Origin of the sequence: Paenibacillus sp. 4624, assembly GCF_050435065.1 — a bacterium.
Taxonomy (GTDB): domain Bacteria; phylum Bacillota; class Bacilli; order Paenibacillales; family Paenibacillaceae; genus Paenibacillus; species Paenibacillus amylolyticus_D.
Genome location: NZ_JBNDJR010000017.1, coordinates 20,470 through 44,338, shown reverse-complemented (window position 1 = coordinate 44,338; position 23,869 = coordinate 20,470). Strand labels below are relative to the sequence as shown.

Below are 23,869 nucleotides of genomic sequence, written 5' to 3'. Positions count from 1 at the left end.
ATTCATGCAGTATGCAGATTAACCAATAAAGGATGGTATGCTTAATGATCAGTACAAGCGGCATCACGCTCCGCTACGGAAAACGTGCACTTTTTGAAGATGTGAATATCAAATTCACGCCAGGTAACTGTTACGGCCTGATCGGTGCGAACGGAGCCGGCAAATCAACATTTTTGAAAATTTTGTCCGGCGAGATTGAAGCCAACTCGGGAGAGGTGCACATCACCCCGGGCGAACGTATGGCCGTATTGAAGCAAAACCACTTCGAATATGATGAGTACCCGGTTCTCGAAACCGTCATTATGGGTCACTCCCGTTTGTATTCCATCATGAAAGAGAAGGATGCTTTGTATGCGAAGGCAGATTTCACGGAAGAAGATGGATTACGTGCAGGTGAGCTTGAAGGTGAGTTTGCTGAACTGAACGGCTGGGACGCTGAGCCGGATGCAGCAGCACTCCTGATCGGTCTCGGAATTGATCGCGATATGCACGACAAAAAAATGGTAGAGCTTAGCGGTAACGAAAAAGTCCGCGTATTGCTTGCGCAAGCGTTGTTTGGCCGTCCAAACAACTTATTGCTCGATGAGCCTACCAACCACTTGGACCTCGAATCCATTCAATGGCTCGAGAACTTCCTGATGGATTATGAAGGTACTGTCATCGTAGTATCCCATGACCGTCACTTCCTGAACAAAGTATGTACGCATATTGCAGACATCGACTTTGGTAAAATCCAGCTGTACGTAGGTAACTACGACTTCTGGTACGAGTCCAGCCAATTGGCGCTTGCGTTGCAGCGGGATGCCAACAAGAAAAAAGAAGAGAAGATTAAAGAGCTGCAAGCCTTTATTCAACGTTTCTCCGCGAACGCTTCGAAATCCAAACAGGCGACTTCCCGGAAGAAACAACTCGACAAAATTACGCTGGATGATCTTCGTCCATCCAACCGTAAATATCCGTTCATTAACTTCAAGCCTGAACGTGAAGCGGGTAAACAGCTGCTTACGGTTGACCGTGTAAGTAAAGCTGTTGAAGGCGAAAATATGCTAAACGATATCAGCTTCGTGGTGAACAAGGGAGACAAAATTGCTTTTGTTGGCCCGAACGGTAATGCTAAATCGTTACTGTTTGATGTCGTGATGGGTGAAACGGAAGCAGACAGTGGTGAGTACACTTGGGGTGTAACCACAACTCAAGCGTATTTCCCGAAGGATAACTCGAAATACTTTGACGGTGTAGAGATGAGCCTTGTGGATTGGCTTCGTCAGTACTCCAAAGATCAGGATGAAACGTATCTGCGTGGCTTCCTGGGCCGTATGTTGTTCTCCGGGGAAGAAGCTTTGAAAAAAGCGAGTGTATTGTCCGGAGGAGAGAAAGTACGCTGTATGCTCGCGAAAATGATGCAGACTGGCGCGAACGTTCTCATTCTGGATGAGCCAACGAACCACTTGGATCTCGAATCCATTACGGCGCTGAATAACGGCTTGATCGATTTTGATGGCACGATGCTGTTCACTTCCCATGACCATCAGTTCATCCAGACGATTGCAAACCGTATCATCGAAATTACGCCTACGGGTCTCATCGATCGTCAGATGAGCTATGATGAATATCTGGAAAGCGAAGAAGTGAAAGAGCTGCGGAACAAGATGTATCCTGTTGAAGCTTAATCTCGTTTTCGAATAAGAACACACAAAAAAACCGCTAGGTCCTCCATGAGGGCCTGCGGTTTTTTGTGTGTTGTTATACTGCGGCTGAATGGCTCCAGTAAACCTTAAACCTAAGATCCGCCTGTACGACGACGCTGGTTGTTCGGCTTTTTGTTGTTCTGGCTCTTCATGGCTTTAGGGCCGCCCTCAAAGTAAGCACCGGATTGGTTGCCGGAGTTTTGTTGCTCTTTCTTTTGTGCCAGCTTTTGACGGATCGCGTCTTGCAAGCTAACCTTTTTCGGTTCATTATTTTCGCTCATAATATATCCCTCCCGGTCTTACAGTAAGCCGTCCAATTTGGACGGGATGTACTCATTTTATACGTTTTATAAAGGCGTCACAAGGGCAACCTGATAAAATGCCGCTTTCCACCAGTTTTACCTGAACCAACATTGTTTCTTCATCACTAAAGCCATGCCTCTTGGAAACTTTGTTTCGGCTTGCCTACAGCCCTGCCACCCGGCAACACTGTTTCTATAGACCCACACGGCTTGCATTTGGTACTATGGAAAAACTAGTTATTGGAATCGTGAAAAGGAGTGTCGTCCCCTTGAACGCTTATGAAGAAATACGTAAAGGAGAGCGGGGAGCCTGGATCAGCATCGCGGCGTACCTCGTTTTGTCTGCATTTAAGCTGATCTGTGGATATTTGTTTGCTTCCAGCGCTCTGGTTGCGGATGGTATCAATAATGCTACGGACATTGTGGCGTCTGTCGCAGTATTAGTCGGCCTGCGCATCTCGCAAAAACCGCCGGATTCGGATCACGCCTATGGTCATTTTCGGGCCGAAACGATCGCGGCATTACTTGCCTCATTTATTATGGCGGTTGTAGGACTTCAGGTATTGGTTGAGGCAGTCCGATCCTGGTATGCAGGTGATTACACTGCTCCGAACCTCTGGGCGGCCGGCGTAGCTTTGATCTGTGCTGTGGTTATGCTGGGGGTGTACCGCTACAACTCGCGTCTAGCCCAAAAAATCAATAGCCAGGCATTGCTCGCGGCGGCTAAAGATAACCGTTCTGATGCTTGGGTGAGTATCGGTGCTGCCATTGGCATCGTTGGTTCACAATTCGGACTCCCTTGGCTGGATAAAGTAGCTGCCATCCTTGTAGGTCTGCTGATTTGTAAGACAGCCTGGGAAATTTTCCGTGATTCGACGCATCTGCTTACCGATGGCTTTGATCAAAAGCAATTAACGGATCTGAGATCAGCCGTTGCCCGGGTTCCTGGTGTAGAAACGATAAAAGATGTGAAGGCACGAGTACATGGCAGCCATGTTCTGGTGGATGTGGTCATCGAAGTGGACGGGGGATTAACGCTGGTGGAAGGACATGAAATCTGTAATCAGGTAGAGGAACGACTGAAACGTTCGCATAATATTATGCATGTTCATGTACATGTCGAGCCACGATCTGGAGAAGCTCACCGGTCATAATTCAATTGAAGCGGGCGTTTTCACAAAATAGATACATCAAAAAGAGGACAGACGCGATGTCGCGTACTGTCCTCTTTACTTATGTTAGAAACGATTATACGATGTTATTGAATTGCAACGTGAATCCAGGCTTTACCTTTCCAAGTGTAAACTTGAACCCATTCGCCGCCGTCGAATCCGTCAACAATTTCACCTGTTGTATCAACGACTTGCGCACTCAGAGCACCGATCGGTTTACCGTTTGGCGCATCATAGAACCATGTGCGTTCCAGCAAGTTGAGCAGCATGGTTGGCATTACAACTTCGTCACCCGGTTTTACAAGCGGCTCTTCGAACATTAAGTCAGACCCAGGAACAGGATTATTACCATTTACACTGTAAGTACTACCTGTTACGGTTTCTACCTTGCCTTCAACAGTCTGAACAGCAGGTTTGTTTACTTCTACAGCCGGTTTTGTTGTTGCCGGTGTAGTCGTAGTCGCTTCAGTACCGGAAGTTGTTGGTGTTACCGTGCCGGTAACCGCTTCCTCCGCACCTGCAGCGGCAGCCATGGAACCCATCAATGTTAAAGCAGCGGCAAAACTTACGATTTTTTTCATTTGTTTTTCCTCCTCGGTTAAATATGTAGTTTTGGTGTCCTGTGTTAAAAGTAACCAAGCAAGCTCACCTATGAATCACAAATTATAACAATTTTTTCTTGGTTCCTCCAGAGTCAACTGGCGCATATGTGGGTATATAGAAAGCCTGTAAAAATCAGACTTACGAGGCATAAAATCGGGCTGACTATATCATTAAAGTCCTGTTTTTTAAGAACTCTTCGGCGGTTTATCTTGGAATAAAGCAGGAGGGAGTGTAATACATAAATATAGAAAAATAGGTAGGTGTACCTGTATTGGAACGCAACAAAAGCCGACATGCCTAGAGGCATCATCGGCTTTCGTATGTAGTGCAATCATCAGATTCAGACATCCGCATTCATCGCATTCGGCTTCGTCCCGTAATAAGGGAAATGACAAAGAGTACAACAAAGATGAAGAACAATACTTTTGCAATTGAAGCAGCTGCTTCAACAATTCCGAAGAATCCAAAGATTCCGGCGACAAGCGCGATAATCAGAAAAATGACTGACCATTTTAACATGAGAATTCATCCTTTCGTATTTAGGGATACGGCGTGAACGATGTGTCTCACTGCCCTGTGTAGTCTAACCTTAACCGAGGTCAAATGACTTGAAACATGGTGTTTTTTTCTTCTTCTATACGTCGCTGGAGGACCATTTTTATTTTGTTTCGCCCGGGAAAGCGACGGGTAACTATAGCAATAACAAAACCGAACGCAACCATGGAAAGAGAGGTTCTTTTATGATCTATCAACTGAGCGTGGCCCTAATTGCAGTGGCATTTGCTGTACTGGTTTTCTTTTTGATTCGCACATTAAAATCTGCCCAGAGCTCACTGGACAATGTTTCTCAGACACTGCAGGAAGTGCAAAAAACGATTGATGAACTCAGTTATGAAGTAAAACAGACGGTACGACATGCCAATGACATTACGGCTGATGTACAGCACAAAATGAAGAAGATTGACCCGGTAATGGAATCCGTTGAGAATCTGGGAGAAGTTCTGAGTGAAGTAACGGCAGCAGCCAAGCAGGTGTCAACCACACTGATGACCCGATTTCAGACGAGACCAACCAAAGCAAAAGCAGGCAAACCGTCTGAATCCAATCAGGTAACTGCTCCGCCTGCGACGCCTGCGGAGCGCACCGTGCAATCCTATGAAGCTACATATCAGGATAAAACAAAGGGCGGGAAGAACTGGATGAATTATATTGATCTTGCCGCTAATGTGTGGCAACGGATGCGTAAATAACATGACTGCTTTCTGAAAATGGGTGAAGCCTTCAGGGCGGTGATGAACTTGATGAAAGGGTGAGAATCATGATGAAACTACTGCTAGTAACCATGTTTAGCGTAATTTCTCCCTTTTCCGTTCAACCGGCAGCAACACCAGCTGCTCACGACATGCAGTGGACGGTAATGGAGGAGCAGCAGCCACAGATGACTCTGGCTGCGGATCGTTCCGAGACGTTCGAGCAGTTTCGGACTCTGAATGGCGTTTCACTAGAGGATGGAAAGCATGAATTATTTACCGAGTTAGGTCAGCCAGTTGCCATCGAAGAAGATCCTTATATGGGATGCCCGGAATATCATTTTCGTCATGTGAATGTGGGGATTTGTGAAGATACAGACATGATTCAGTTCATCCATGTCGATGGTTCGCATGATGACTTGAACTTGAATGGAAATTCTATCCCAATGCAGATTGATGCAATTCATCAAGTCTTGGGCGAGCCTTATACTGTTGCTGAGGATGGCGAGGTGTTTCTTCGGGGCCATTACGCAATCAAAGTGTATATGAAACCGGGTTCTGACCAGATTGAAGGTGTTGACTTTTTCGACGATACGGTTTTCTGAGATTCTAATCCAACCTACGTTTCAACGTAAAATAGTATGGTTATATACTATAAGAGCTCGATAAAGAAGATTAATCAGAGGAGAGTGGAAACGATGAATTCAACCAATGCACAGGCGTATGCCAAAGTGGTAGAAAACGGAGTTCAAGCAGTAGAAGCGGTGAAAGAGTTGCAGACTACTGGATACTTAGCTGATCATATCTTCGTTCTTGCCCATGAGAAGGATCGTACAGATCGTATTGCTGATACCGCAGATGCTAACGAGATTGGCATCAAGGAGGAAGGTTTATTTGATTCCATGGCGAATCTGTTCCGTTCACGCGGTGACGAACTTCGGGCCAAAATCGTATCGATGGGCTTTACCGAAGCCGAGGCTGATTTCTATGAAAGTGAATTGGATAAAGGCAAGGTACTGATCATTGCCAAAAAGAAAGACTAATATGTACATCCTGAACGCAGGAGTGTTATATCGAGATAAGGCCCTGCGATGAACCGGGACAGGCTTAATCAAAAACATAGATAAGGAATGGGGTTAACCCCATTCCTTATCTATGTTTTTGCAAGTTCTGCCCCCGTCATGGGCAAAAGCCCCCGGTATAAACCGTTGCAAAAACCATAAAATCAAGGGAAAGCTACCTCTAATGGTTTGATTTGCTGATAGTCATTTTCTGGATTTATCATTATAGTTAGACTAGGAATTGTTATGTCTACTGCCCGCTCTGGATGCAAATTTTGTATAAATAAGGTTGTTCGTTGAATAGATAACTATCGACAAACCCGGACGCCAAAGATAAGGAGATAGAAATGAGAATACTTATTGTTGACGACAATCCGACGAATGTCATTATCATTCGAGAAATTTTGAAAAAAGAAAATTACCGCGATATTGTGACAGCAAGCTCAGCTATGGAGATGTTCGAAGTATTGGGAATTGGTGAAGATAACAGCGAACTGCGTCCCAAGCCGTCGGATATTGACCTGATCTTGCTAGATATGATGATGCCTGAAATGGATGGCATCGAAGCTTGCAGTATTGTACAGAAATATGAAAATCTGAAAGATATCCCGATTATTATGGTAACTGCGATTGGTGATTCCAAGAAGCTGGCAGAGGCACTCGATGCAGGTGCATCGGACTATGTAACGAAGCCGATCAATAAAGTGGAATTGATGGCCCGAATTCGGCTGGCGCTACGTCTGAAACAGGAGAAAGACTGGCACAAGGAGCGTGACCAGCGAATTCAGGATGAGCTTAAACTGGCAGCGATGGTGCAAAGTGCTGTGCTGAGTCATGCCATCGAAGATCCGTTGTTCCAGGTGCACGCTATCTATAAACCATCTTTCGAGCTCGCAGGTGATCTTTACTCCTGGTTCCCGCTTGGAGAGGGACGTTACGGGGTTCTGCTTCTGGATATGATGGGGCATGGCATATCTTCATCGCTGTTTACAATGTTTATCGCGTCTGTGCTTAAGGATACGGTGACGACATATGTAGACCCAGAGAAGGTTATCCAGGAGTTAAATCGACGCTTTAACCAGTTGAATCTGGGAAAACAACTGGTGCAGTACTACTTTACAGCAATCTATTTAGTTGTAGACACGCGTATGAAACGGATTGATTATGTAAATGCCGGGCATCCTCCAGCTCTATTTTTCCGTAATGACGGCAGTGTAACTTCGTTTGACAGCGTATGCTGCCCAGTCGGATTATTCGACAAAATGGATATTGAACCGCAGACCATTCATTACGAAGGCGATGGACATATTGCGATGTATACGGATGGCTTGCTTGAAGCCGTTCAGGGGGATCAGGAGCAACAGTTGGAATTCCTGAAAGAGCAATTAAAAGGCTCCCATGCATGGAATGAAGAGGCAATGCAGGCGTTATTCTTCAATGATGAATTGAATCCGGAACGGGACGATGACAAGTGTCTCGTGTGGATTACGCTAGATAAAGGGGCGGTAACGGAATGAAAATCAGAAATAAACTGCTGATTGGTTTTACCGCCTTGATGGCCATTATGATTGCCCTTACTTTTGTAAGCTATGAGCGGCTTAACAGCAGTAATAAACAGATCGATCAGATGTATCAGGAACGTTATCTTAAGGTGCGATTTACTTCCGCGGCGCGTGGAGAAGTCAATGATATTGCTAAAGTGGTAGCTAACTTGTTGTTAAACCCGAGCAATTCGGTCAGCGCGACAGAAGCAAATCTGAAGGAAATGAAGGAAAAAGGTGTCCGTTATCTGGAGCAGGTAAGGGATCGCGCAGATACAGCCACGGAGCATCAACTTGTGGATCGTGTGAATAATGCTTGGGATGCTTATACGAATTATGCGACAAGAGTCATCAATCTGATGTCCCAGAGCCGGGTGGAGGATGCTAACAACTATCGCAACTCTACTGGACTTGCCGTTCAGAAGGAGGCGGTGGATAGTCTGAATGCCCTGTCTCGTTATCAGGATCAGGAGATTGACGCCGAGATCAAAGATGCCAACGCTGCATATACCAGAGCGGTTCAGATAACGATTAGCATTATGGTCGCGGGATTACTGCTTGCCTTGGGAGTCATCCTGTGGGTGCTTCCTAGTATTACGCGTGGGCTGAATACAGTGTCGATGATGATTACGAGTTTTGGCAAAGGTCGATATAAAACCATCCGCCGGATTCAAATCAAGTCCACCGATGAGATCGGTCAAATTGCCAATGTGTTCAAAGAAGTCTCTAACGACCTGGAAGAGAAGCTGGAGATCGAGAAAGCCTATGTGCAGGCTCAGCAGGATCAAAACTGGATGAGTTCCAACATTGCGAGAGTGCCTGAACTTCTGCGGGGCATCGGCTCCATTCGTCAAATTTCCCAGATGTTTATCAGTGAATTTACACCTGTGCTTGGTGCACAGCTGGGTGTGGTGTATTTGATTGACGAAGAGAAGCATCCGGATGAACTGAGACGTTATGGTTCATATGCTTTTGAAGAGAATGGAGAGCTTGGTAAAGAAATGTATCGGATCGGGGAAGGCATGATTGGTCAAGCTGCACTGGATATGAGCCCAATTGTGCTGGATCATACACCTGACCAATATGTGAGCATCGGTTCTGCTTCTGGATCGGCACGGGCTGCAGGAATTATGATCTATCCGGTTGTGTTCGAAGACGAATTGATCGGTGTGGTGGAGCTGGCTTCCTTCGAAGGTTTTAATGAGATGCACAAGCAGTTGTTTGGTCAGTTGATTATGAATTTGGGCGTCATTCTCAATAATGTTCGGCGACGTCTTCGTGTGGAAGAATTGCTGCGGGAGTCCCAGGCGCTTACGGAAGAGTTACAGGTGCAATCCGAGGAACTGCAGACACAACAGGAGGAATTGCGCCGTTCCAATGAAAATTTGGAAGAACAGACGGATGCGCTTAAACGTTCGGAGGAACTGTTGCAACGTCAGCAGGAGGAATTGGAACATTTCAATACCGAACTGATTGCGAAAACGCGTGCGCTTGAAGAGCAGGTACGTGAAGTGGAAGAGAAAAATGATGAAATTGAGAAAACGAAGACACAATTGGAACAACAGGCGATGCAATTGTCGATGACCAGTAAGTACAAGTCAGAATTTTTGGCGAATATGTCGCATGAACTTCGTACTCCATTGAACAGTCTGCTCATATTGTCTCAGTTATTGTCGGAGAACAAGGATGGCAATCTCAGCAGCAAACAGCAGGAATATGCACAAACCATTTATATGTCAGGTGCAGATTTGCTGAAGATGATTGATGAGATTCTTGATCTGTCGAAAGTAGATGCAGGCAAGATGGATATCAACTACGAAACCGTCCGATTGGATGAGTTAACCAGCTTTGTCACCCAGAACTTTGGCCCGATGGCCAACAAGAAGGAACTGGATCTGAATATTGATTTTGATCGCTCACTTCCGGAATGGATTTATACAGACAGTCATCGGGTGAAACAAATTTTAAGAAACCTGTTGTCCAACGCATTCAAGTTTACAAACCGTGGCTCGGTGAGTCTGATTGCCAAGCGTATGAAGCCAGAGGAATTGCCGGGATATCTGAATACGAACCAGGAATACCTTGGATTCAGCATCAAAGATACCGGCATTGGCATTCCACCTGACAAGACGGATCTGATCTTCGAAGCGTTCCAACAGGTAGACGGTACGACAAGTCGTAAATATGGCGGTACGGGTCTTGGTTTATCGATTAGCCGAGAATTGGCACGTCTGCTTGGTGGCGCAATACAGGTGAAATCCTCAGAAGGAGTGGGAAGCACCTTTACCCTGTTCCTGCCGGATAATCATGAAGAGGCCGAATTGGCAGAGGAAAAAGCAACACAAGAAGCAGCGGTATCTTCAGAACAACAGCAAGCGCTGGTGCACGACATTAAACCTGTCCGTACTCCGCAACAATCCATTCTTGCGTCTGACCCGGAAGGAAGTCGTGTGGCTGAATTATCGCCTGCCCGCAGTGCAGAGCTGACACGTATAGAAGACGATGTTAACACCATCACAGAAGGTGACAAAACGTTGTTGATCATCGAAGATGATGTGAAGTTTGCCCATATTCTGATGGATATGGCGAGAGGCCGGGGCTTCAAGGCATTGGTTGCCCTTCAGGGAGATACTGGACTGGAGATGGCTCGTGAATACTTGCCTGATGCGATCATCCTGGATATTCAGCTGCCTGTAATGGATGGTTGGACGATCTTGGGTGAGCTGAAGAGCAGCTCCGTAACACGTCACATCCCGGTGCATGTTATTACGGTTGTCGATGATATGAAACAAGGGTTGATGATGGGGGCCATTGCGTATCTTAAAAAACCATCCAGCAAAGATTCGCTGGATAAAGCATTCTCCCATATCGAATCCTATATGGAAAATCAATTAAAACGATTGCTCATCGTTGAAGATGATGAGACTCAGCGCAAAGCAATCATTGAATTGATCGGTCATGATGATGTTGCTATCACCGCTGTTTCTACAGGGCAAGAGGCTCTGAATGAATTGCACAGCCAGCGTTACGATTGTATGGTACTGGATCTGATGCTGACGGATATGACAGGTTTCGAACTGCTTGATCAGATTCGGGATGATGAATATCTGAATGATCTGCCAATCATCATTTATACCGGAAAAGAGCTGGATTCCAAGGAAGAGCTGAAACTTCGTAAATATGCGGAATCGATCATTATCAAAGACGTGAAGTCACCGGAGCGATTATTGGACGAAACGACTTTGTTCCTGCATCGGGTAGAAGCCAATCTGCCAGAGGACAAACGCCGTATTTTGCAGAAGCTTCATAATAAAGAGACCTTGTTCGAAGGTAAAAAAATATTGCTTGTCGATGATGATATCCGGAATGTGTTTGCATTATCCAGTGTGCTTGAAGGGTACCGCATGGATGTTACATTTGCTGAGAACGGTCGTGAGGCGCTGGAGGCACTCGAGAAAAATCCGGAGTTTGATCTGGTGCTGATGGATATGATGATGCCAGAGATGGACGGATACGAAGCGATGACACGGATCAGACAGAACCCGAAATTTGATAAATTGCCGATTATTGCGCTCACAGCCAAGGCGATGAAGGAGGATCGTGGGAAATGTATCGAAGCTGGAGCATCCGATTATGTGAAAAAACCGATTCAAACCGATCAATTGTTATCATTAATGCGGGTATGGCTGTATTCGTAAGCGTATGGTTTGGGTAATGAAGGACAATAACGCATACGCAAGTAACCAAAGATGAAGTGGAGAGAAGTTATGACACCGTGGGAACCTAACGAGACGGGAGCAGATACGATCCGTATACCGCAAGATGAAGAACGGGAATTGATCGAGATTGAATTGCTGCTGGAAGGAATGCATCGTTTGTATGGGTATGACTTCAGAAATTATGCGTTGCCATCCCTAAGACGAAGAATATGGCATTATGCGCATGCGGAAGGAGTGAAAAGCATATCCGGGCTGCAGGAAAAGGTACTGCACAACCGTTCATCGTTTGAACGGTTCGTACAGAATTTATCCATTCCGGTAACGGAAATGTTCCGCGACCCATCGCTTTTTCGTATGTTTCGGGAAAAGATCATTCCTATTCTGAGAACCTATCCTTATATTCGGATATGGCATGCAGGCTGCTCTACGGGTGAAGAAGTGTATTCCATGGCGATTATGCTGCATGAGGAAGGTCTGTATGACAAGGCACGAATCTATGCAACAGATATGAATGACCGCTCGCTGCAACAGGCCAAGGAAGGCGTATACGGAATCGAGAAAATGAAGTTGTTTACAACAAATTATCTGGAGGCAGGGGGCACAAAAGCCTTCTCCGAATACTATACAGCGAAATATAATTCTGTTATATTTCACCCGTTTCTTCAGAAAAATATTATCTTTGCCGAGCATAATCTGGCAACGGACCGATCATTTAATGAGTTTAACGTTATTTTTTGCCGCAATGTCATGATCTATTTCAACGATGAGCTGCGGAATCATGTGCACGGGCTGTTTCATGAGAGCTTGAGCCACTTCGGCATACTAGTTCTAGGATCGAAAGAATCCATTCATTTTACAGAATATAGTGATGCCTATGAGCCGTTAGACCGGACCGAAAAAATATACCGGAAGATCAAATAGGGGGTTAGGCTTAGCTATGGGGCTCAATGAACCAATCCACATATTGTTGGTAGATGACCGCCCTGAGAACCTGCTTGCGCTCGAAGCGGTTCTGGAATCAGAGCAATATAAACTCGTCAAGGCAAATTCCGGAGAGGAGGCACTCCGTTGTCTGCTCAAAGACGAATTTGCGGTCATTGTACTTGATGTACAGATGCCTGGGATGGACGGAATTGAAACGGCAAAATTAATCAAGGCGCGAGACAAATCCAAGGATGTACCCATCATCTTTATTTCTGCGAATAGCAGAGAGGCTGAGCATTTATTTGCCGGATACTCAGCCGGAGCCATTGATTATATGGTCAAACCGTTTATTCCCCAGATTTTGAAGTCCAAAATCGAGGGCTTTGTGGAGATGTTTATCTCAAACAAAAGACTAAAAACACAGACCATGTTGCTTCATCAGAAGACGCAGGAACTGGAGAAGATGAATCAGCAGCTCGTGCAGGCCAAAGAAGAAGCCGAGATTGCGGCTAATGCCAAAACGGAGTTTTTGGCAATGATGAGCCACGAGATCCGTACGCCGATGAACGGAGTCATTGGTATGGTCGACCTGTTGATGGAAACCGAGTTGAAGGAAGATCAGAAGGAATATGTGGATATCGTTCGCCGCAGTGCCGATGCACTCGTCACGGTAATTAATGACATTCTTGATTTTACCAAGATGGAGTCTGGCAAAATGGAGCTTGAGGAGCATCCATTTGAATTGGTTTCCTGTATACGTGAAGTGCTTGGTTTGTTCGCTGCAGAAGCAGGTAAGAAAAGTCTGGAACTGGATTTTTTCCTTGAAGATGCTGTGCCGGAGTTAATCTATGGAGATATGGCACGCCTCCGTCAGGTGTTACTGAACTTGATCGCCAACGCAGTGAAGTTTACGGATCAGGGCGGTGTGTATCTCATTGTCTCCGTCAACGAAGAGAAGGACGGAAACATGTCTTTGGAGTTTGCTGTCAAGGATACAGGTATAGGCATCGCACCTGAGAAAGTGGATCGCTTGTTCCAGCCTTTCTCTCAGCTCGATACGTCCATGACTCGAAAGTATGGTGGAACTGGCCTTGGTCTTGCGATCTGTAAAACACTGGTCGAAATGATGGGTGGGCAGATTTATCTGGATACCTCTGAAAAGCGGGGGGCTACCTTCGTGTTTACCATTCAGGCCAAGCGTTACATTGAAACGGAACTGGTTCAGGGCAGCGGCGAAGAGAAGCTGACAGACGTTAATCATGAAGACAAACATGCAACTGTATTAATCGTGGATGACCATCCGATCAATCAGAAGTTGATGGCCATCATGTTGCACAAACTTGGACTTCTTTCAGATATAGCGGAAGATGGGCAGAAAGCACTGAACATGGTGATGGAAAATCCGTCGCCATATGACTTTATTTTTATGGATCTACAGATGCCAGTGATGGACGGTCTGGAATGCACGAGAAGAATACGAGCAAGCGTGCCTCAGAAGCAACAACCTGTCATTATAGCCATGACAGCTAACGTAATGGAAGGCATACAGCAACGCTGCACTGAGGCGGGAATGGATGATTATATCAGCAAGCCGGTAAAAATGGGTAGTGTCAAACAGAAACTTTCCCATTTCCAGAAGAAACGCCAGGTTATCCATCCGGGTAGTTCAGCGATGAATCAGGCGAATTGAAATTTTTACTAGTTATGTTTCCTGTTTCACTCGTGCGTAAGTTGGGTTATAAGGTAAGGAAACCATTGATCAGGAGAGAGATGTCTAATGAATACAAATAAAAATGAAAAATTCAACGCAAGAACCGAGACACATGACGGTGTATGCACAGTGTATCTGACTGGCGAACTCGATTTGTCGGTTGCTCCTGACTTCCGTTTGGTAATGGAACCGCTCGTGGACAACAAGGAGCAGGATCTGATTATTAACATGAAAGATCTAAAGTACATTGATAGCACAGGGATTGGTATCCTGTTATCTGTTCTCAAGGCTAGACATGGAATGGAAGCTCGCTTTGAAGTACAGGAAGTTCCTGCGCAAATTCAGAAACTTTTTGATATGACGGGTATAGCCAAATTCTTTGTTACACAGAAGAATTCCCAATAGGAAAGGATCGAAAAAGGAATGAATGCAGAAGTCCAAAGAATTACGCTGAATTTACCGGCGACAGCTGAATATGTGGATATTGTAAGACTTAATCTATATGGTGTTGCGTCCAAAATGGGATTCTCTTATGAAGACATTGAGGATATGAAGGTTGCTGTGTCCGAAGCCTGCAACAATTCCGTATTGTATGCCTACTCTCATGAAGGCGGCATGGTGGAAGTCGTTTTTGAAGTAGATGGTGAGATGCTCGCGATCACTGTCAAAGACGAGGGTTCCAGCTTCGAGAATGTGAACCCAGCCGCATTACGTTCCGGACTTCATGACAAAGAACTGACAGACGCTCAGATTGGCGGACTTGGGTTCTACCTGATGCAAGCCTTGATGGATGATGTCAGTGTTGAAAGTGAGACGGGCAAAGGTACGAAAGTAGTACTCGTAAAACGTCTTGCAAAAAGTGAGGAGAAAGTATGAATGAGAAAGTGACTCCCCCAGAGTCCATGTCTGAAGCGATTGGTTTGATCTGGGAATACCAACAAACACAGGACAATGAAATCGCTACGGTTCTTATCCGCAAGTACGAACCGATGGTCAAAATGGCTGCGGGTAAAATTGCCCGAAATCGACCGGATCTATATGAGGATCTGTACCAGACGGGGCAAATGGCTTTGATCCGATTGTTGAAGCAATACGATATCAATCTGGGGATTCCATTTGAACCGTATGCGATGAAAAGTATGATCGGTCATATGAAAAATTATCTACGGGATAAGTCATGGTACATTCAAGTACCGAGAAGAATCAAAGAAAAAGGGGCATTGGTGCAACATGCCATTGATGAGCTGACGGTAAAGCTGGAACGTTCACCCGGGGTTAATGAGATTGCTGAGTACCTGGATCTTACACCGGAGGAAACGATTGAAGTTCTGGCTGGCCGGGAGTGCTACCACTATGTTTCACTGGATTCTCCATTATCTCAGGATGACAGTGCTGCGACACTTGGTGAACTAATCAGCGCGGACGTGAATGACTTTGATTCGGTGGAAAAACGAATGGATTTACAGCAGGCATTAGGTCAGCTTAAGGAGCAAGAACAAAAAGTACTTATTTTAGCCTTTCAGGATGGACAGTCACAGCGGGCTATAGCCCAGAAACTGGGTGTTTCGCAGATGAGTGTCTCCCGGATTCAGAAAAGGGCTACGGAGAAACTGAAGCAGATTATGTCTAACGCTTCTTTGCTATGAACCATTATTCCAATTGTTGCCCCAATACGGATTGACGAGGACACGGTATTGCACTGGATTGCATACGTGTCCTTTTTGAATTCATTGAGGGGTAGACTTGGCGGAATGGAACAAATATGTCAGGAGGAATGTCAGGTGGATCAAATCAAACTGGAAGCTCGGCGTGATCAGTTATCCTGCTCCGAAGATTGGCAATGGTGGGATTGGGTAGCTCCGGATTCTAGTAGTATGAACAGTGCACTGCGTGATCTGGAACAGGCATTTCCAGAGATGCAATACTGGCTAAGCAAAATACCGGAAGCTGAATCGAACTACTTGTCCGTTCGTTATTTTAATGGCACAGATGCGGTTATTTTTGGCTCCTTCTTATATGCTGTCAAAAATGAGAGAGAAGATCAACGAAGAGATAATCAGATGTTTTTTTATGTTGATAAGTTCAATTTGGTCACGCTCAATTTGGACGACAATACAAGGGGCATTATGAAATCGGGTGAACGAATGCAAATGCTGCAACAATGTACACAGGCCAGAGAAGGCATGTTTGTGCTTTTTCGGGCCATATTGCATTATTATCATGTGGGAATGGATCATTTTGAGATGAATTTGCGTGATCTGGAACGGAGAATGGAATCACGGAATGCGCGGACATTAATGGATCAGATTCTGGCAGCGCGCTTCGAATTGCTGTACTGGAGTAATCTGTTTATTCCTTACACCGAATTAATGGCCGCTTCCCGGGAAGCTTATCTCCAAGAGATTACAGAGAATCGCTTCTATCAGCAACTTCAGTACCGTGTTGAACGAATGGAGTGCCTGTTCCAGCATTATGAAAAGGAGATTGATACCTTAATCTCGATAGACAACGCGATTTCAGGCGTTCGCGGCAACGAAATTATGAAGACGCTGACGATTGTGACATCCGTGTTTACACCAGCAACAGCCGCCGGTGCTATATGGGGGATGAACTTCGAGAATTTGCCTCTGATCGACAAGACATGGGGAGTCGTGCTTGTTATTACACTGATCATCTGCAGCATGATCAGCATGTATATATGGATGATGATGAAAGGATGGACAGGGGATTTGTTAAAAGTGAAATCTGCACAGTCCTCCGCTCGGGAAAAACGGGACAGAGGAAAAGAGGAACCGCGATAGTCACAGACTGGGCGGTTCCTCTTTTATTTTTTGTAATCCTCAATGTAACCGAGCAAGTCGGCGATATACTGGCCCACGATAGGCATATTGACGAATTGGCTAAGGATGAAGGCAAGCAAACCGAGCACAACAAACGTACCAACGGTCAATCCAAGTCCACGAGCCATACCTGCTGTAAAGTTGGTAATGATTCGTTTCTTGGGACTGCTATAATTTTCAATGATGTCTTTGATCTGAGCCCTCTCCAGACTGTCAGCAATCTGGTCGAGCCGTGTGTTCAGCCGTTTGACCTCGTGACGCAATTCAAAAGGATGTTCACTGGTGTCATACTGCTGTGCAGGCGTTCCTCCAGTCACTGGCGTATTCCCATTGATCGTAACCTTACTCATATTGGTGATTCCTCCATTCACTTGGATAAAAAATAGCCAGCTGTATATGCAGCTGGCTATTCATCGCTCGAACTCGTCAGCTTTTACAGGCTGGTCGAGTTCAATTCTTTGCGTGCGTCTTCCTTGGCTTCTGCGGAAGCGGCAGCCACTTCTTCAGATGCACGTGTTGCTTCCTCAGCAATATCTGCTGATGCTTTTTTCACGGAATCCATAACGTCATTGCGACCTTGGTTTACTGTTCTTGCCAGATCAGACGTTTTGGATGATACCGTTTTGGCAATTTCAGAAGCTTTGTCACCAACAACAGTGGCCACTTCCTTTGTACGGTCAGTCACCATGCCTACCTTTTCGGAAAGATCACCACGCAATTCGCGTCCTGGTTTAGGGGCGAATAACAGGGCAGCTGCCGCACCCAGCAAACCTCCGATGAAAATGCCTTTGGCGAAAGTTGAACCACTTTGTACAGGATATTGCTCTTCTGCTTTATTCATGTCTAATCACTCCTTCGTTAATTTAAGAAACAGATACGAAACAACGAACACCATCTAACCCGAATCAGGCAGCCTGTCTTAGCAGTCTGGACACAAGCCCCAGCAAGAATACAAAGAGCGCTGTACCAATGATGGCGGGAATGACGGCAAAGTTACCGATAACCGGTCCCCAGTTACCAAGCAAAAGTGCTCCCAGCCAGGCTCCGGCGAATCCGGCAATCATCGCACCAATCACGCCTCCCGGCATGTTATGACCGGCAAGTGCATCTCCAATCAAACCGATAATGATCGCCATGACAATGCTGATAATAATGCCCCACATAACAACCGCCTCCTTTCAACTTGATGCAGGATGTTGTCTGTTCGCGTTTGCTTACTTCGTATATAAACGCCGTGCAACATGGTGAAACAACTAACTGCCCTTTGAATAAAATGGAAATTGAAGGAAATGAATCACGGAGCGAATCGTTTTATTCCCGGAACCATGCATAAGATCCAGACAAATCCGGCGGCAAATCCGGCAAAGACATCGGTAGGATAATGAACCCCGAGCATAACCCGACTTACGCCGATCAACAGAATAAACAGAATACCGCAAATGACAGGAAGCCATCTTCTAAGTACATCCCGTTCCTTCCATTCGATGGCCCAGATGACAAAAAGCATACCGTAAAAACCCATCGAAATCATGGCATGACCACTGGGATAACTATATCCGTGCACAACGAGAAGATGATCCAGCTCAGGTCTGCTACGTCTGAAGATCTCCTTCAATAGCGTATTCAAAATCCACATCATTCCAAAACTTGCGCAGATGACATAACCATACATCGTCGTTCTGGAATGACGCTGCAGGAAACATAACAGTGCGAAACCTGCTGCGGCGAGTGCTGATATTTTAAATGAACCCAGTGCCGTAATGAAGGAGGTATATGGCAGCAAAGACAGACGGGATTGCGAATGGAGATAAAATATTTGCTGAACTTGAGTGTCCAGTCGAATTAAACGTTCCAGACCCAGCCAGGCTCCGATACCAGCTAATAATAATACAGTAGCCGAACTTAGCAGTGAACCAATCAGGATGTATTTCAGCAGAGATTGCAAAGACATCACATGAGATGGTCCAGATGAGAGATGTTGAGAATTGCGCAACATAAGCGGTATCTCCTTCAAGAAATTGTATTGTTTCAGTGAGGCTGATAAATCTTTACCCGAAACAACTGTCGAAAAAACTGTAAAAACGTCGTTTTTGTACTATACTAATGAGGATATCCCATGCGGCGCCGTGAAGCAAAGCAGAGATGAATTTGGGAGTATGAAGGAGAGAAACACGCATGGAGAGTGCCCTGTTAGTTAAAGAATACCGTGCAGGCGTGATGGAATGCGCTCACTACGGACACATATGTATTACGGATGAGCATGGCCGGGTTGTATATTCGGCTGGTGATCCTCATTTCAGAGCGTTTACACGTTCATCGGCCAAACCGTTTCAAGCGATTCCAGGGATTCGGGCTGGAATAGGCGAACATTATAGTCTTAAACCACAAGAGATTGCGATCATGGCTTCATCACATCGCTCTGAGCCGGAGCATATTCAAGTGTTGGAGCATTTGGCTCATAAAATCGGAGTTGGTGAGGAATGTCTGATCTGTGCGCCAAGCTATCCGCTTAATGAAGAAAGCCGCAATAACTGGTTGCGGGCGCAAGGAGAGAAACGCAGAATACTGCATAACTGTTCGGGTAAACATCTGGGCATTCTGGGCTATAGTCAGATGAGAAAACTGGATTTGGGAAGCTATGCCGAGCCAGATCATCCAGTGCAACGGGAAATCCTTGAAACACTGGCAGGTCTCGCAGGCATTGAAGAAAAAGAGATTCAATTAGGAACGGATGGCTGTGGTTTCCCAGTATTTTCGCTGCCTCTGTCTGCACTGGCCAATGCATATCTCAAACTTGCATGTCCTGACCTCATTGAGGATGAATCCACACGCATCGCTGTGGAGACCATTACTGCTGCGATGAATCAGTACCCTCTTATGGTCGGTGGCACGAATCGCGTGGATTCGGTGTTGCTGGAGGACGACAATATTGTCGCTAAGGGCGGATTTAAGGGTGTATTTGGTTTTGCGCTGAAGAAAGAAAGACTGGGCATCACCTTTAAAGTGCTGGATGGCTCTGAGGAAGAATGGGCTTCCATTGCACAATCGATATTGAAGCAACTGAACTATTCCAACCCGAAAACGATTGCCCGCCTGGCAGAAGTATTTCCTTCAGACATACGTAATGATGCAGGGACTCTTGTCGGACGGATGGATAGTGAATTCGTGCTCCACTCATGAAAATATAGTGTATAACCTTTAGAAGGAACGTGATTAAAATGGCCGGACCCCGGGTAAAGATCACATACCAACTGGTATTGACCTATATCATTTTGAACACGCATGGATTATTGCCATAAGGCAGTTCCAATCCTCTGGAGGTGGATGAATATGATTAAAGTAGTGACATCGGAAGAAAGACACACGTCGGATCGCGGTTGGATACACAGCGAATTCAGCTTTTCCTTTGCGGATTATGAGGACCCAAGCAATGCTCACTTTGGCTGTCTGTTAGCCCACAACGACAACATACTGATGCCGCAAGAAGGCTTTAAGAAACATCCACATCACGACCTTGAAATTGTCAGTTATGTGATATCAGGTACGCTTAAACATACAGACAGTATGGGCACAGAACAGTTGCTGGAAGCCGGGACAGTTCAGGTGATGAGTGCAGGTACAGGCGTAGAGCACTCTGAAACCAATCCAGCCACGGATGAACCGGTACGTTTCCTGCAAATGTGGTTTTTGCCCTCTCAGCGAATGCTGAAACCATCTTATGCTTATCGAAAAATAGAAGAGTCTGCCCATCTCAACCGACTTTGTCCAGTTGTGTCAGCTGCCTCTGGTCCATCGGATGAATCCATAGACGAAGACCCACTCCGCATCGCTCAGGATGTAACCTGTTATCTGTCCAAGCTGGAGTCGGGAAAGAAGCTAATGTTTCCGCAACATGAGGAGCGTCGTACGCATTTGTTCCTGATCAACGGACATCTGGAAATTCAGTGTTCCGATGGAAACTTTAATCTCAAGCCCGGAGACGCGGCTCGCATCCGTAAAAGCTGTGATTTACAAATGACCAGTACAGGCAGCGAGCCTGCCGAGTTTGTACTTGTGGATCTTCCTTGACGGAGATGACATGAACAAGGTCTGAACAAGCCAATGTGTAAACTTAAAAAGTAGACTAACAATACAAAAGGACTTGTCCTGCATCAGTGTTCTGATGTAAGACAGGTCCTTTTTTTTGCTCATTTTGTGTCAGGTGTGAAGATAAAACTTAGAGAGAAGTTTATTTGCGGAGTTTGCCGAGTTCAGAAGCGACCGCTTCTACTTCGGAGATGCTCAAATGTTCTTTGCTCATCACCATTTCGTACAAATCCTGCAAATCTTCATATTTCTCAAGTGGGAACGCTGAAGCCTGCATCGCGGCACCACTGGCCATCCGCAGCTTGGTTTTGATTGCTTCAATCATATATTCCATATTTTCTGCTGTTGCTTGTGTTAAATCCATCGTTAACTTCATCCTTTCCATCTCCGGAGATGGGTTACTCGCTTGTCCACACGGAACTTCTGTTATTGTAGCATGAGTGGAAGGGGACAAGCCAATGATTTTGCGGGAGAATGGAGCATCGGTTACAATATGAGAATAGATCACAACGACTGGAAATAAAGATAACACTAGGATTGTCCAATATATTCGTGTGTAACAAGGAGGGAATTCAGTTTGACCTTATACAAACGGGAACTTGTCCGGCAACAGAGTCGAGGTATACGCAAAGGCGTGCCTGGAGACAAGATGGCCCTTTTTTTCAAGGAGATCTCCAAGCTTCATAAGCTGGACGAGCTTACGTTCCTATGTATCGGTACAGATCGCTCGACCGGGGATGCACTTGGACCGATGACGGGGACTTTGCTGGAGGAGTGCGGCATACCTCATGTCATCGGTACACTGGCAGCTCCTTGTGATGCAGACACTCTCGAAAAGAGAGTGGCCCAGATTCCGGCACACCATACGGTTATAGCAATAGATGCATGTTTGGGCCCAAAAGATGCTGCCGGGACATACTATGTATCGGGAACATCTTTGCGCCCTGCCCAATCCGTTGGTGGTAATTTGCCGCCTGTTGGAGAATACAGTGTAGCAGCGGTAGTGAATGTCAACGGCCCAAGACCCTATTCGATTTTGCAGATGACTTCGCTGTACTTGGTCATGGGCATGTCTCAAACCATTGCCGATGCGGTAACGGAGGCATGGAAAACAAAAGAAACGTTTCATTCATGAGATGAATGCTTAATAATATACAACCTGAAATATTACATTCGCGCAGAGAGAGGGATTAATATGGAAAAAGTGATGTGTGATGGAACAACGATTTGTTATGCTGAGCAGGGTAAGGGAGAAACGCTTGTACTGCTTCACGGTTACTGCGGTAGTTCATCCTATTGGGATGAAGTAGTGCCGGAGCTGGCCCGTAGCTATCGTTGTATCGTACCTGATCTGCGTGGGCACGGCAAAACGGATGCACCTGTAGGCAGTTACACGATTGAACAGATGGGCAATGATGTGCTGCAATTGCTGGATGAGTTAGACGTGGAAAAAGCAGTAATTCTGGGACATTCCATGGGCGGATATATTGCACTTTCCATTGCGCAGCACCATCCGGAGCGACTTAACGCGTTCGGTTTGATCCATTCAACAGCGTATCCGGACGGTGAGGAAGCGAAGGAGAAACGTTTACGTGCAGTATCTACGATTCAGACTGAAGGCATTGTGAATTTTGTGGACGGGCTGGTACCGGGTCTGTTCGCTCCAGAGCATATTGAATCAATGTCGACACATGTGAATCGTGTGAAGGAAATTGGTTATCAAACTGCTCCTCAAGGTGCGGTTGGTGCGGCACTGGCTATGCGTGAACGTCCAGATCGCCGTGATGTGTTGTCTGCCACACCGCTTCCAGTATTACTTGTGGCTGGAGAGAAGGATGGGCTGATTCCACCGGAGCGAACCTTCACAAGTGACAAGCCTCATATTGTGCAGGCCACCATTGCGGGCGCAGGACATATGAGTATGTATGAAGCGCCGGAACAATTGATTCAGGTGATTCAACAGTTTATGACGGGATTGTCCGACTAACCATAAGATCACTCAATCGAGTTTGTATATGAAGCCCCTGTGTGTCCATGTGGACAGGCAGGGGCTTTGAGGTGTTTGCTGAACGGCTTCGGGAGTATGGGGAAGCCGGATTTTCGCTTTTTTTTACGGCATGAATTAAAATAAATCATATGAATACGCGATATAAAGTATGCGATAAATGAGTGAAGATATAAGGGGGCGCACCGATGTTCAGGAAGGATTATCTGCTCCGCATGATGGAGGAAATGACAGAGGCAATTGGCAAGGCTTTTACGCTTAGACAGCAACGTAAACATACGGAGGCTTTGTCTGAACTGGATGAGTTGATGCGCAGGCAATTTGGCATGAATCTCAATTTGCTTAACTCTCTCCCAGCAGAGGATGTGATCGAGATGTTCCGTTTTCGCGGCGTCATTGAGGTAGACAATCTGCAGCAAGCGGCGAGACTGATTGAGGAAGAAGCATATATCTATCACGAGAAAGCCAGAGTCGAAGGCATAGATGATGAGGAAAAACTGGATGCAGAGGATGCGGCGCTTGTTCGTTTAATGCGAGCGTTACATTTTTACCTGTATGCCCAGAATCATGGTGCTAATCGCGAGTTGTTACAGGTACCTGACCGTATAGAAGGAATCATAGAGCAAATTAAGGGATATGAGCTTCCTGCGCGAACGGAGAAGCAACTTGCGTTATACCGGGAGCAACAGGGCAGATATGATGCGGCCGAGAATGGCTGGTACAGATTGATGCATCTTGATACGGATTATCCGGTACAGTATGAAGAAGACGCGAGAGCTTTTTATCAGAGGTTGACGGAACTTACAGATGAGCAACTTGAACAGGGCGGTTTGCCGCGGGATGAGGTCGAAGAGGGGCTGGCACAGATTACAGCGCTGGAAACCAAACGTCAGCAAGTGAACGATGAAGAACGTAAAAATATATAATTCAACTTACTGCTTATCTGTAACAGAAGAATAACCGAACG

At 45.8% G+C, this 23,869-nt stretch carries 26 protein-coding genes; 18 read left to right on the top strand and 8 right to left on the bottom strand.

Translation table 11 applies throughout. The features are described from left to right. Positions 1-44: 44 nt before the first annotated feature. Positions 45-1,670: an ABC-F family ATP-binding cassette domain-containing protein gene (locus ABIE27_RS27790; RefSeq protein WP_123065862.1), complete on the top strand. Its 1,626-nt coding sequence runs from the start codon at positions 45-47 to the stop codon at positions 1,668-1,670. Between the two features lie 110 nt (positions 1,671-1,780). On the opposite strand, the gene ABIE27_RS27785 is transcribed toward ABIE27_RS27790, so the two are convergent. Beyond that, positions 1,781-1,969, bottom strand: coding sequence for a hypothetical protein (locus tag ABIE27_RS27785; RefSeq protein WP_090924473.1), 189 nt, complete (start codon positions 1,967-1,969; stop codon positions 1,781-1,783). A gap of 245 nt (positions 1,970-2,214) precedes the next feature. Between ABIE27_RS27785 and ABIE27_RS27780 the strand changes: the two genes are divergently transcribed. Next, on the top strand, positions 2,215-3,144 hold the full coding sequence (locus ABIE27_RS27780) for a cation diffusion facilitator family transporter (RefSeq protein WP_123065861.1): 930 nt from the start codon (positions 2,215-2,217) through the stop codon (positions 3,142-3,144). Between the two features lie 104 nt (positions 3,145-3,248). Here the strand turns inward: ABIE27_RS27780 and ABIE27_RS27775 are convergent, their stop codons facing one another. Beyond that, a complete protein-coding gene (locus ABIE27_RS27775; RefSeq protein ID WP_123065860.1) occupies positions 3,249-3,743 on the bottom strand; it encodes a hypothetical protein in 495 nt (164 codons plus the stop codon). Positions 3,744-4,119: 376 nt separating this feature from the next. Beyond that, positions 4,120-4,284, bottom strand: a complete 165-nt coding sequence (locus ABIE27_RS27770; RefSeq protein ID WP_090924476.1) for a DUF1328 domain-containing protein — start codon at positions 4,282-4,284, stop codon at positions 4,120-4,122. A 221-nt stretch (positions 4,285-4,505) separates the two neighbouring features. Here ABIE27_RS27770 and ABIE27_RS27765 point away from each other — a divergent pair, with 221 nt between their 5' ends. The 11 genes from ABIE27_RS27765 to ABIE27_RS27715 all read left to right on the top strand — a co-directional run bounded on the left by ABIE27_RS27765 (position 4,506) and on the right by ABIE27_RS27715 (position 16,772). Beyond that, complete coding sequence (locus ABIE27_RS27765; RefSeq protein WP_123065859.1) at positions 4,506-5,015, top strand: DUF948 domain-containing protein; 510 nt, start codon at positions 4,506-4,508, stop codon at positions 5,013-5,015. A gap of 71 nt (positions 5,016-5,086) precedes the next feature. Further along, complete coding sequence (locus tag ABIE27_RS27760) at positions 5,087-5,620, top strand: hypothetical protein (protein WP_429352045.1); 534 nt, start codon at positions 5,087-5,089, stop codon at positions 5,618-5,620. 93 nt (positions 5,621-5,713) lie between these two features. Next, entirely contained in the window at positions 5,714-6,058 is a 345-nt protein-coding gene (locus tag ABIE27_RS27755; protein ID WP_090924479.1) for a general stress protein, read from the top strand. A 365-nt stretch (positions 6,059-6,423) separates the two neighbouring features. Further along, on the top strand, positions 6,424-7,593 hold the full coding sequence (locus tag ABIE27_RS27750) for a PP2C family protein-serine/threonine phosphatase (protein WP_123065857.1): 1,170 nt from the start codon (positions 6,424-6,426) through the stop codon (positions 7,591-7,593). Further along, complete coding sequence (locus tag ABIE27_RS27745) at positions 7,590-11,315, top strand: response regulator (protein WP_429352044.1); 3,726 nt, start codon at positions 7,590-7,592, stop codon at positions 11,313-11,315. Before ABIE27_RS27750 ends, ABIE27_RS27745 begins: the two co-directional genes overlap by 4 nt. Positions 11,316-11,384: 69 nt before the next feature. Continuing rightward, the gene (locus ABIE27_RS27740; RefSeq protein ID WP_090924482.1) at positions 11,385-12,257 is read left to right on the top strand and encodes a CheR family methyltransferase; all 873 of its coding nucleotides are present in this window, start codon (positions 11,385-11,387) and stop codon (positions 12,255-12,257) included. Positions 12,258-12,273: 16 nt separating this feature from the next. Then, complete coding sequence (locus ABIE27_RS27735) at positions 12,274-13,950, top strand: response regulator (protein ID WP_123065855.1); 1,677 nt, start codon at positions 12,274-12,276, stop codon at positions 13,948-13,950. Between the two features lie 87 nt (positions 13,951-14,037). After that, the gene (locus tag ABIE27_RS27730) at positions 14,038-14,376 is read left to right on the top strand and encodes an STAS domain-containing protein (protein WP_090924484.1); all 339 of its coding nucleotides are present in this window, start codon (positions 14,038-14,040) and stop codon (positions 14,374-14,376) included. A gap of 18 nt (positions 14,377-14,394) precedes the next feature. Continuing rightward, the gene (rsbW, locus tag ABIE27_RS27725) at positions 14,395-14,847 is read left to right on the top strand and encodes an anti-sigma B factor RsbW (RefSeq protein WP_123065854.1); all 453 of its coding nucleotides are present in this window, start codon (positions 14,395-14,397) and stop codon (positions 14,845-14,847) included. Further along, a complete protein-coding gene (locus ABIE27_RS27720) occupies positions 14,844-15,617 on the top strand; it encodes a sigma-70 family RNA polymerase sigma factor (protein WP_090924486.1) in 774 nt (257 codons plus the stop codon). Before rsbW ends, ABIE27_RS27720 begins: the two co-directional genes overlap by 4 nt. A 135-nt stretch (positions 15,618-15,752) precedes the next feature. Further along, the gene (locus ABIE27_RS27715; RefSeq protein ID WP_429352043.1) at positions 15,753-16,772 is read left to right on the top strand and encodes a magnesium transporter CorA family protein; all 1,020 of its coding nucleotides are present in this window, start codon (positions 15,753-15,755) and stop codon (positions 16,770-16,772) included. Between the two features lie 23 nt (positions 16,773-16,795). On the opposite strand, the gene ABIE27_RS27710 is transcribed toward ABIE27_RS27715, so the two are convergent. From ABIE27_RS27710 to ABIE27_RS27695, 4 genes are all read right to left on the bottom strand, one after another. After that, complete coding sequence (locus tag ABIE27_RS27710; protein ID WP_123065852.1) at positions 16,796-17,161, bottom strand: DUF5665 domain-containing protein; 366 nt, start codon at positions 17,159-17,161, stop codon at positions 16,796-16,798. Positions 17,162-17,244: 83 nt separating this feature from the next. Further along, a complete protein-coding gene (locus tag ABIE27_RS27705; RefSeq protein WP_123065851.1) occupies positions 17,245-17,652 on the bottom strand; it encodes a YtxH domain-containing protein in 408 nt (135 codons plus the stop codon). 64 nt (positions 17,653-17,716) lie between these two features. Continuing rightward, positions 17,717-17,974 carry a GlsB/YeaQ/YmgE family stress response membrane protein gene (locus ABIE27_RS27700; protein ID WP_090924488.1) on the bottom strand — a complete coding sequence of 86 codons (258 nt, stop codon included), beginning with the start codon at positions 17,972-17,974 and terminating at the stop codon, positions 17,717-17,719. Positions 17,975-18,105: 131 nt separating this feature from the next. Further along, a complete protein-coding gene (locus ABIE27_RS27695; protein WP_429352042.1) occupies positions 18,106-18,807 on the bottom strand; it encodes a phosphatase PAP2 family protein in 702 nt (233 codons plus the stop codon). A 179-nt stretch (positions 18,808-18,986) separates the two neighbouring features. On the opposite strand from ABIE27_RS27695, the gene ABIE27_RS27690 reads away from it, so the two are divergent. Together ABIE27_RS27690 and ABIE27_RS27685 are read left to right on the top strand one after the other, a co-directional pair. Further along, entirely contained in the window at positions 18,987-19,991 is a 1,005-nt protein-coding gene (locus ABIE27_RS27690) for an asparaginase (protein ID WP_123065849.1), read from the top strand. A gap of 150 nt (positions 19,992-20,141) precedes the next feature. Next, positions 20,142-20,879 carry a pirin family protein gene (locus ABIE27_RS27685; protein WP_123065848.1) on the top strand — a complete coding sequence of 246 codons (738 nt, stop codon included), beginning with the start codon at positions 20,142-20,144 and terminating at the stop codon, positions 20,877-20,879. Positions 20,880-21,039: 160 nt separating this feature from the next. On the opposite strand, the gene ABIE27_RS27680 is transcribed toward ABIE27_RS27685, so the two are convergent. Continuing rightward, positions 21,040-21,261 (bottom strand): DUF1128 domain-containing protein, encoded by a 222-nt coding sequence (locus ABIE27_RS27680; protein ID WP_123065974.1) that lies wholly within the window; start codon positions 21,259-21,261, stop codon positions 21,040-21,042. Between the two features lie 213 nt (positions 21,262-21,474). Here ABIE27_RS27680 and yyaC point away from each other — a divergent pair, with 213 nt between their 5' ends. The 3 genes from yyaC to ABIE27_RS27665 all read left to right on the top strand — a co-directional run bounded on the left by yyaC (position 21,475) and on the right by ABIE27_RS27665 (position 23,828). Next, positions 21,475-22,032 carry a spore protease YyaC gene (gene yyaC / locus ABIE27_RS27675; protein WP_429352041.1) on the top strand — a complete coding sequence of 186 codons (558 nt, stop codon included), beginning with the start codon at positions 21,475-21,477 and terminating at the stop codon, positions 22,030-22,032. 60 nt (positions 22,033-22,092) lie between these two features. Further along, positions 22,093-22,884 carry an alpha/beta fold hydrolase gene (locus ABIE27_RS27670; protein ID WP_123065847.1) on the top strand — a complete coding sequence of 264 codons (792 nt, stop codon included), beginning with the start codon at positions 22,093-22,095 and terminating at the stop codon, positions 22,882-22,884. Positions 22,885-23,090: 206 nt separating this feature from the next. Next, the gene (locus ABIE27_RS27665; protein ID WP_123065846.1) at positions 23,091-23,828 is read left to right on the top strand and encodes a DUF6483 family protein; all 738 of its coding nucleotides are present in this window, start codon (positions 23,091-23,093) and stop codon (positions 23,826-23,828) included. The last annotated feature ends 41 nt before the right edge of the window (positions 23,829-23,869 follow it).

Excerpts from the sequence above, each read along its gene's own strand:
- ABIE27_RS27790 (WP_123065862.1), top strand. The coding sequence starts at position 45 with ATGATCAGTACAAGCGGCATCACGCTCCGCTACGGAAAACGTGCACTT.
- ABIE27_RS27785 (WP_090924473.1), bottom strand. The coding sequence starts at position 1,969 with ATGAGCGAAAATAATGAACCGAAAAAGGTTAGCTTGCAAGACGCGATC.
- ABIE27_RS27780 (WP_123065861.1), top strand. The coding sequence starts at position 2,215 with ATGGAAAAACTAGTTATTGGAATCGTGAAAAGGAGTGTCGTCCCCTTG.
- ABIE27_RS27775 (WP_123065860.1), bottom strand. The coding sequence starts at position 3,743 with ATGAAAAAAATCGTAAGTTTTGCCGCTGCTTTAACATTGATGGGTTCC.
- ABIE27_RS27770 (WP_090924476.1), bottom strand. The coding sequence starts at position 4,284 with ATGTTAAAATGGTCAGTCATTTTTCTGATTATCGCGCTTGTCGCCGGA.
- ABIE27_RS27765 (WP_123065859.1), top strand. The coding sequence starts at position 4,506 with ATGATCTATCAACTGAGCGTGGCCCTAATTGCAGTGGCATTTGCTGTA.
- ABIE27_RS27760 (WP_429352045.1), top strand. The coding sequence starts at position 5,087 with ATGAAACTACTGCTAGTAACCATGTTTAGCGTAATTTCTCCCTTTTCC.
- ABIE27_RS27755 (WP_090924479.1), top strand. The coding sequence starts at position 5,714 with ATGAATTCAACCAATGCACAGGCGTATGCCAAAGTGGTAGAAAACGGA.
- ABIE27_RS27750 (WP_123065857.1), top strand. The coding sequence starts at position 6,424 with ATGAGAATACTTATTGTTGACGACAATCCGACGAATGTCATTATCATT.
- ABIE27_RS27745 (WP_429352044.1), top strand. The coding sequence starts at position 7,590 with ATGAAAATCAGAAATAAACTGCTGATTGGTTTTACCGCCTTGATGGCC.
- ABIE27_RS27740 (WP_090924482.1), top strand. The coding sequence starts at position 11,385 with ATGACACCGTGGGAACCTAACGAGACGGGAGCAGATACGATCCGTATA.
- ABIE27_RS27735 (WP_123065855.1), top strand. The coding sequence starts at position 12,274 with ATGGGGCTCAATGAACCAATCCACATATTGTTGGTAGATGACCGCCCT.
- ABIE27_RS27730 (WP_090924484.1), top strand. The coding sequence starts at position 14,038 with ATGAATACAAATAAAAATGAAAAATTCAACGCAAGAACCGAGACACAT.
- rsbW (WP_123065854.1), top strand. The coding sequence starts at position 14,395 with ATGAATGCAGAAGTCCAAAGAATTACGCTGAATTTACCGGCGACAGCT.
- ABIE27_RS27720 (WP_090924486.1), top strand. The coding sequence starts at position 14,844 with ATGAATGAGAAAGTGACTCCCCCAGAGTCCATGTCTGAAGCGATTGGT.
- ABIE27_RS27710 (WP_123065852.1), bottom strand. The coding sequence starts at position 17,161 with ATGAGTAAGGTTACGATCAATGGGAATACGCCAGTGACTGGAGGAACG.
- ABIE27_RS27705 (WP_123065851.1), bottom strand. The coding sequence starts at position 17,652 with ATGAATAAAGCAGAAGAGCAATATCCTGTACAAAGTGGTTCAACTTTC.
- ABIE27_RS27700 (WP_090924488.1), bottom strand. The coding sequence starts at position 17,974 with ATGTGGGGCATTATTATCAGCATTGTCATGGCGATCATTATCGGTTTG.
- ABIE27_RS27695 (WP_429352042.1), bottom strand. The coding sequence starts at position 18,807 with ATGTTGCGCAATTCTCAACATCTCTCATCTGGACCATCTCATGTGATG.
- ABIE27_RS27690 (WP_123065849.1), top strand. The coding sequence starts at position 18,987 with ATGGAGAGTGCCCTGTTAGTTAAAGAATACCGTGCAGGCGTGATGGAA.
- ABIE27_RS27685 (WP_123065848.1), top strand. The coding sequence starts at position 20,142 with ATGATTAAAGTAGTGACATCGGAAGAAAGACACACGTCGGATCGCGGT.
- ABIE27_RS27680 (WP_123065974.1), bottom strand. The coding sequence starts at position 21,261 with ATGGATTTAACACAAGCAACAGCAGAAAATATGGAATATATGATTGAA.
- ABIE27_RS27670 (WP_123065847.1), top strand. The coding sequence starts at position 22,093 with ATGGAAAAAGTGATGTGTGATGGAACAACGATTTGTTATGCTGAGCAG.
- ABIE27_RS27665 (WP_123065846.1), top strand. The coding sequence starts at position 23,091 with ATGTTCAGGAAGGATTATCTGCTCCGCATGATGGAGGAAATGACAGAG.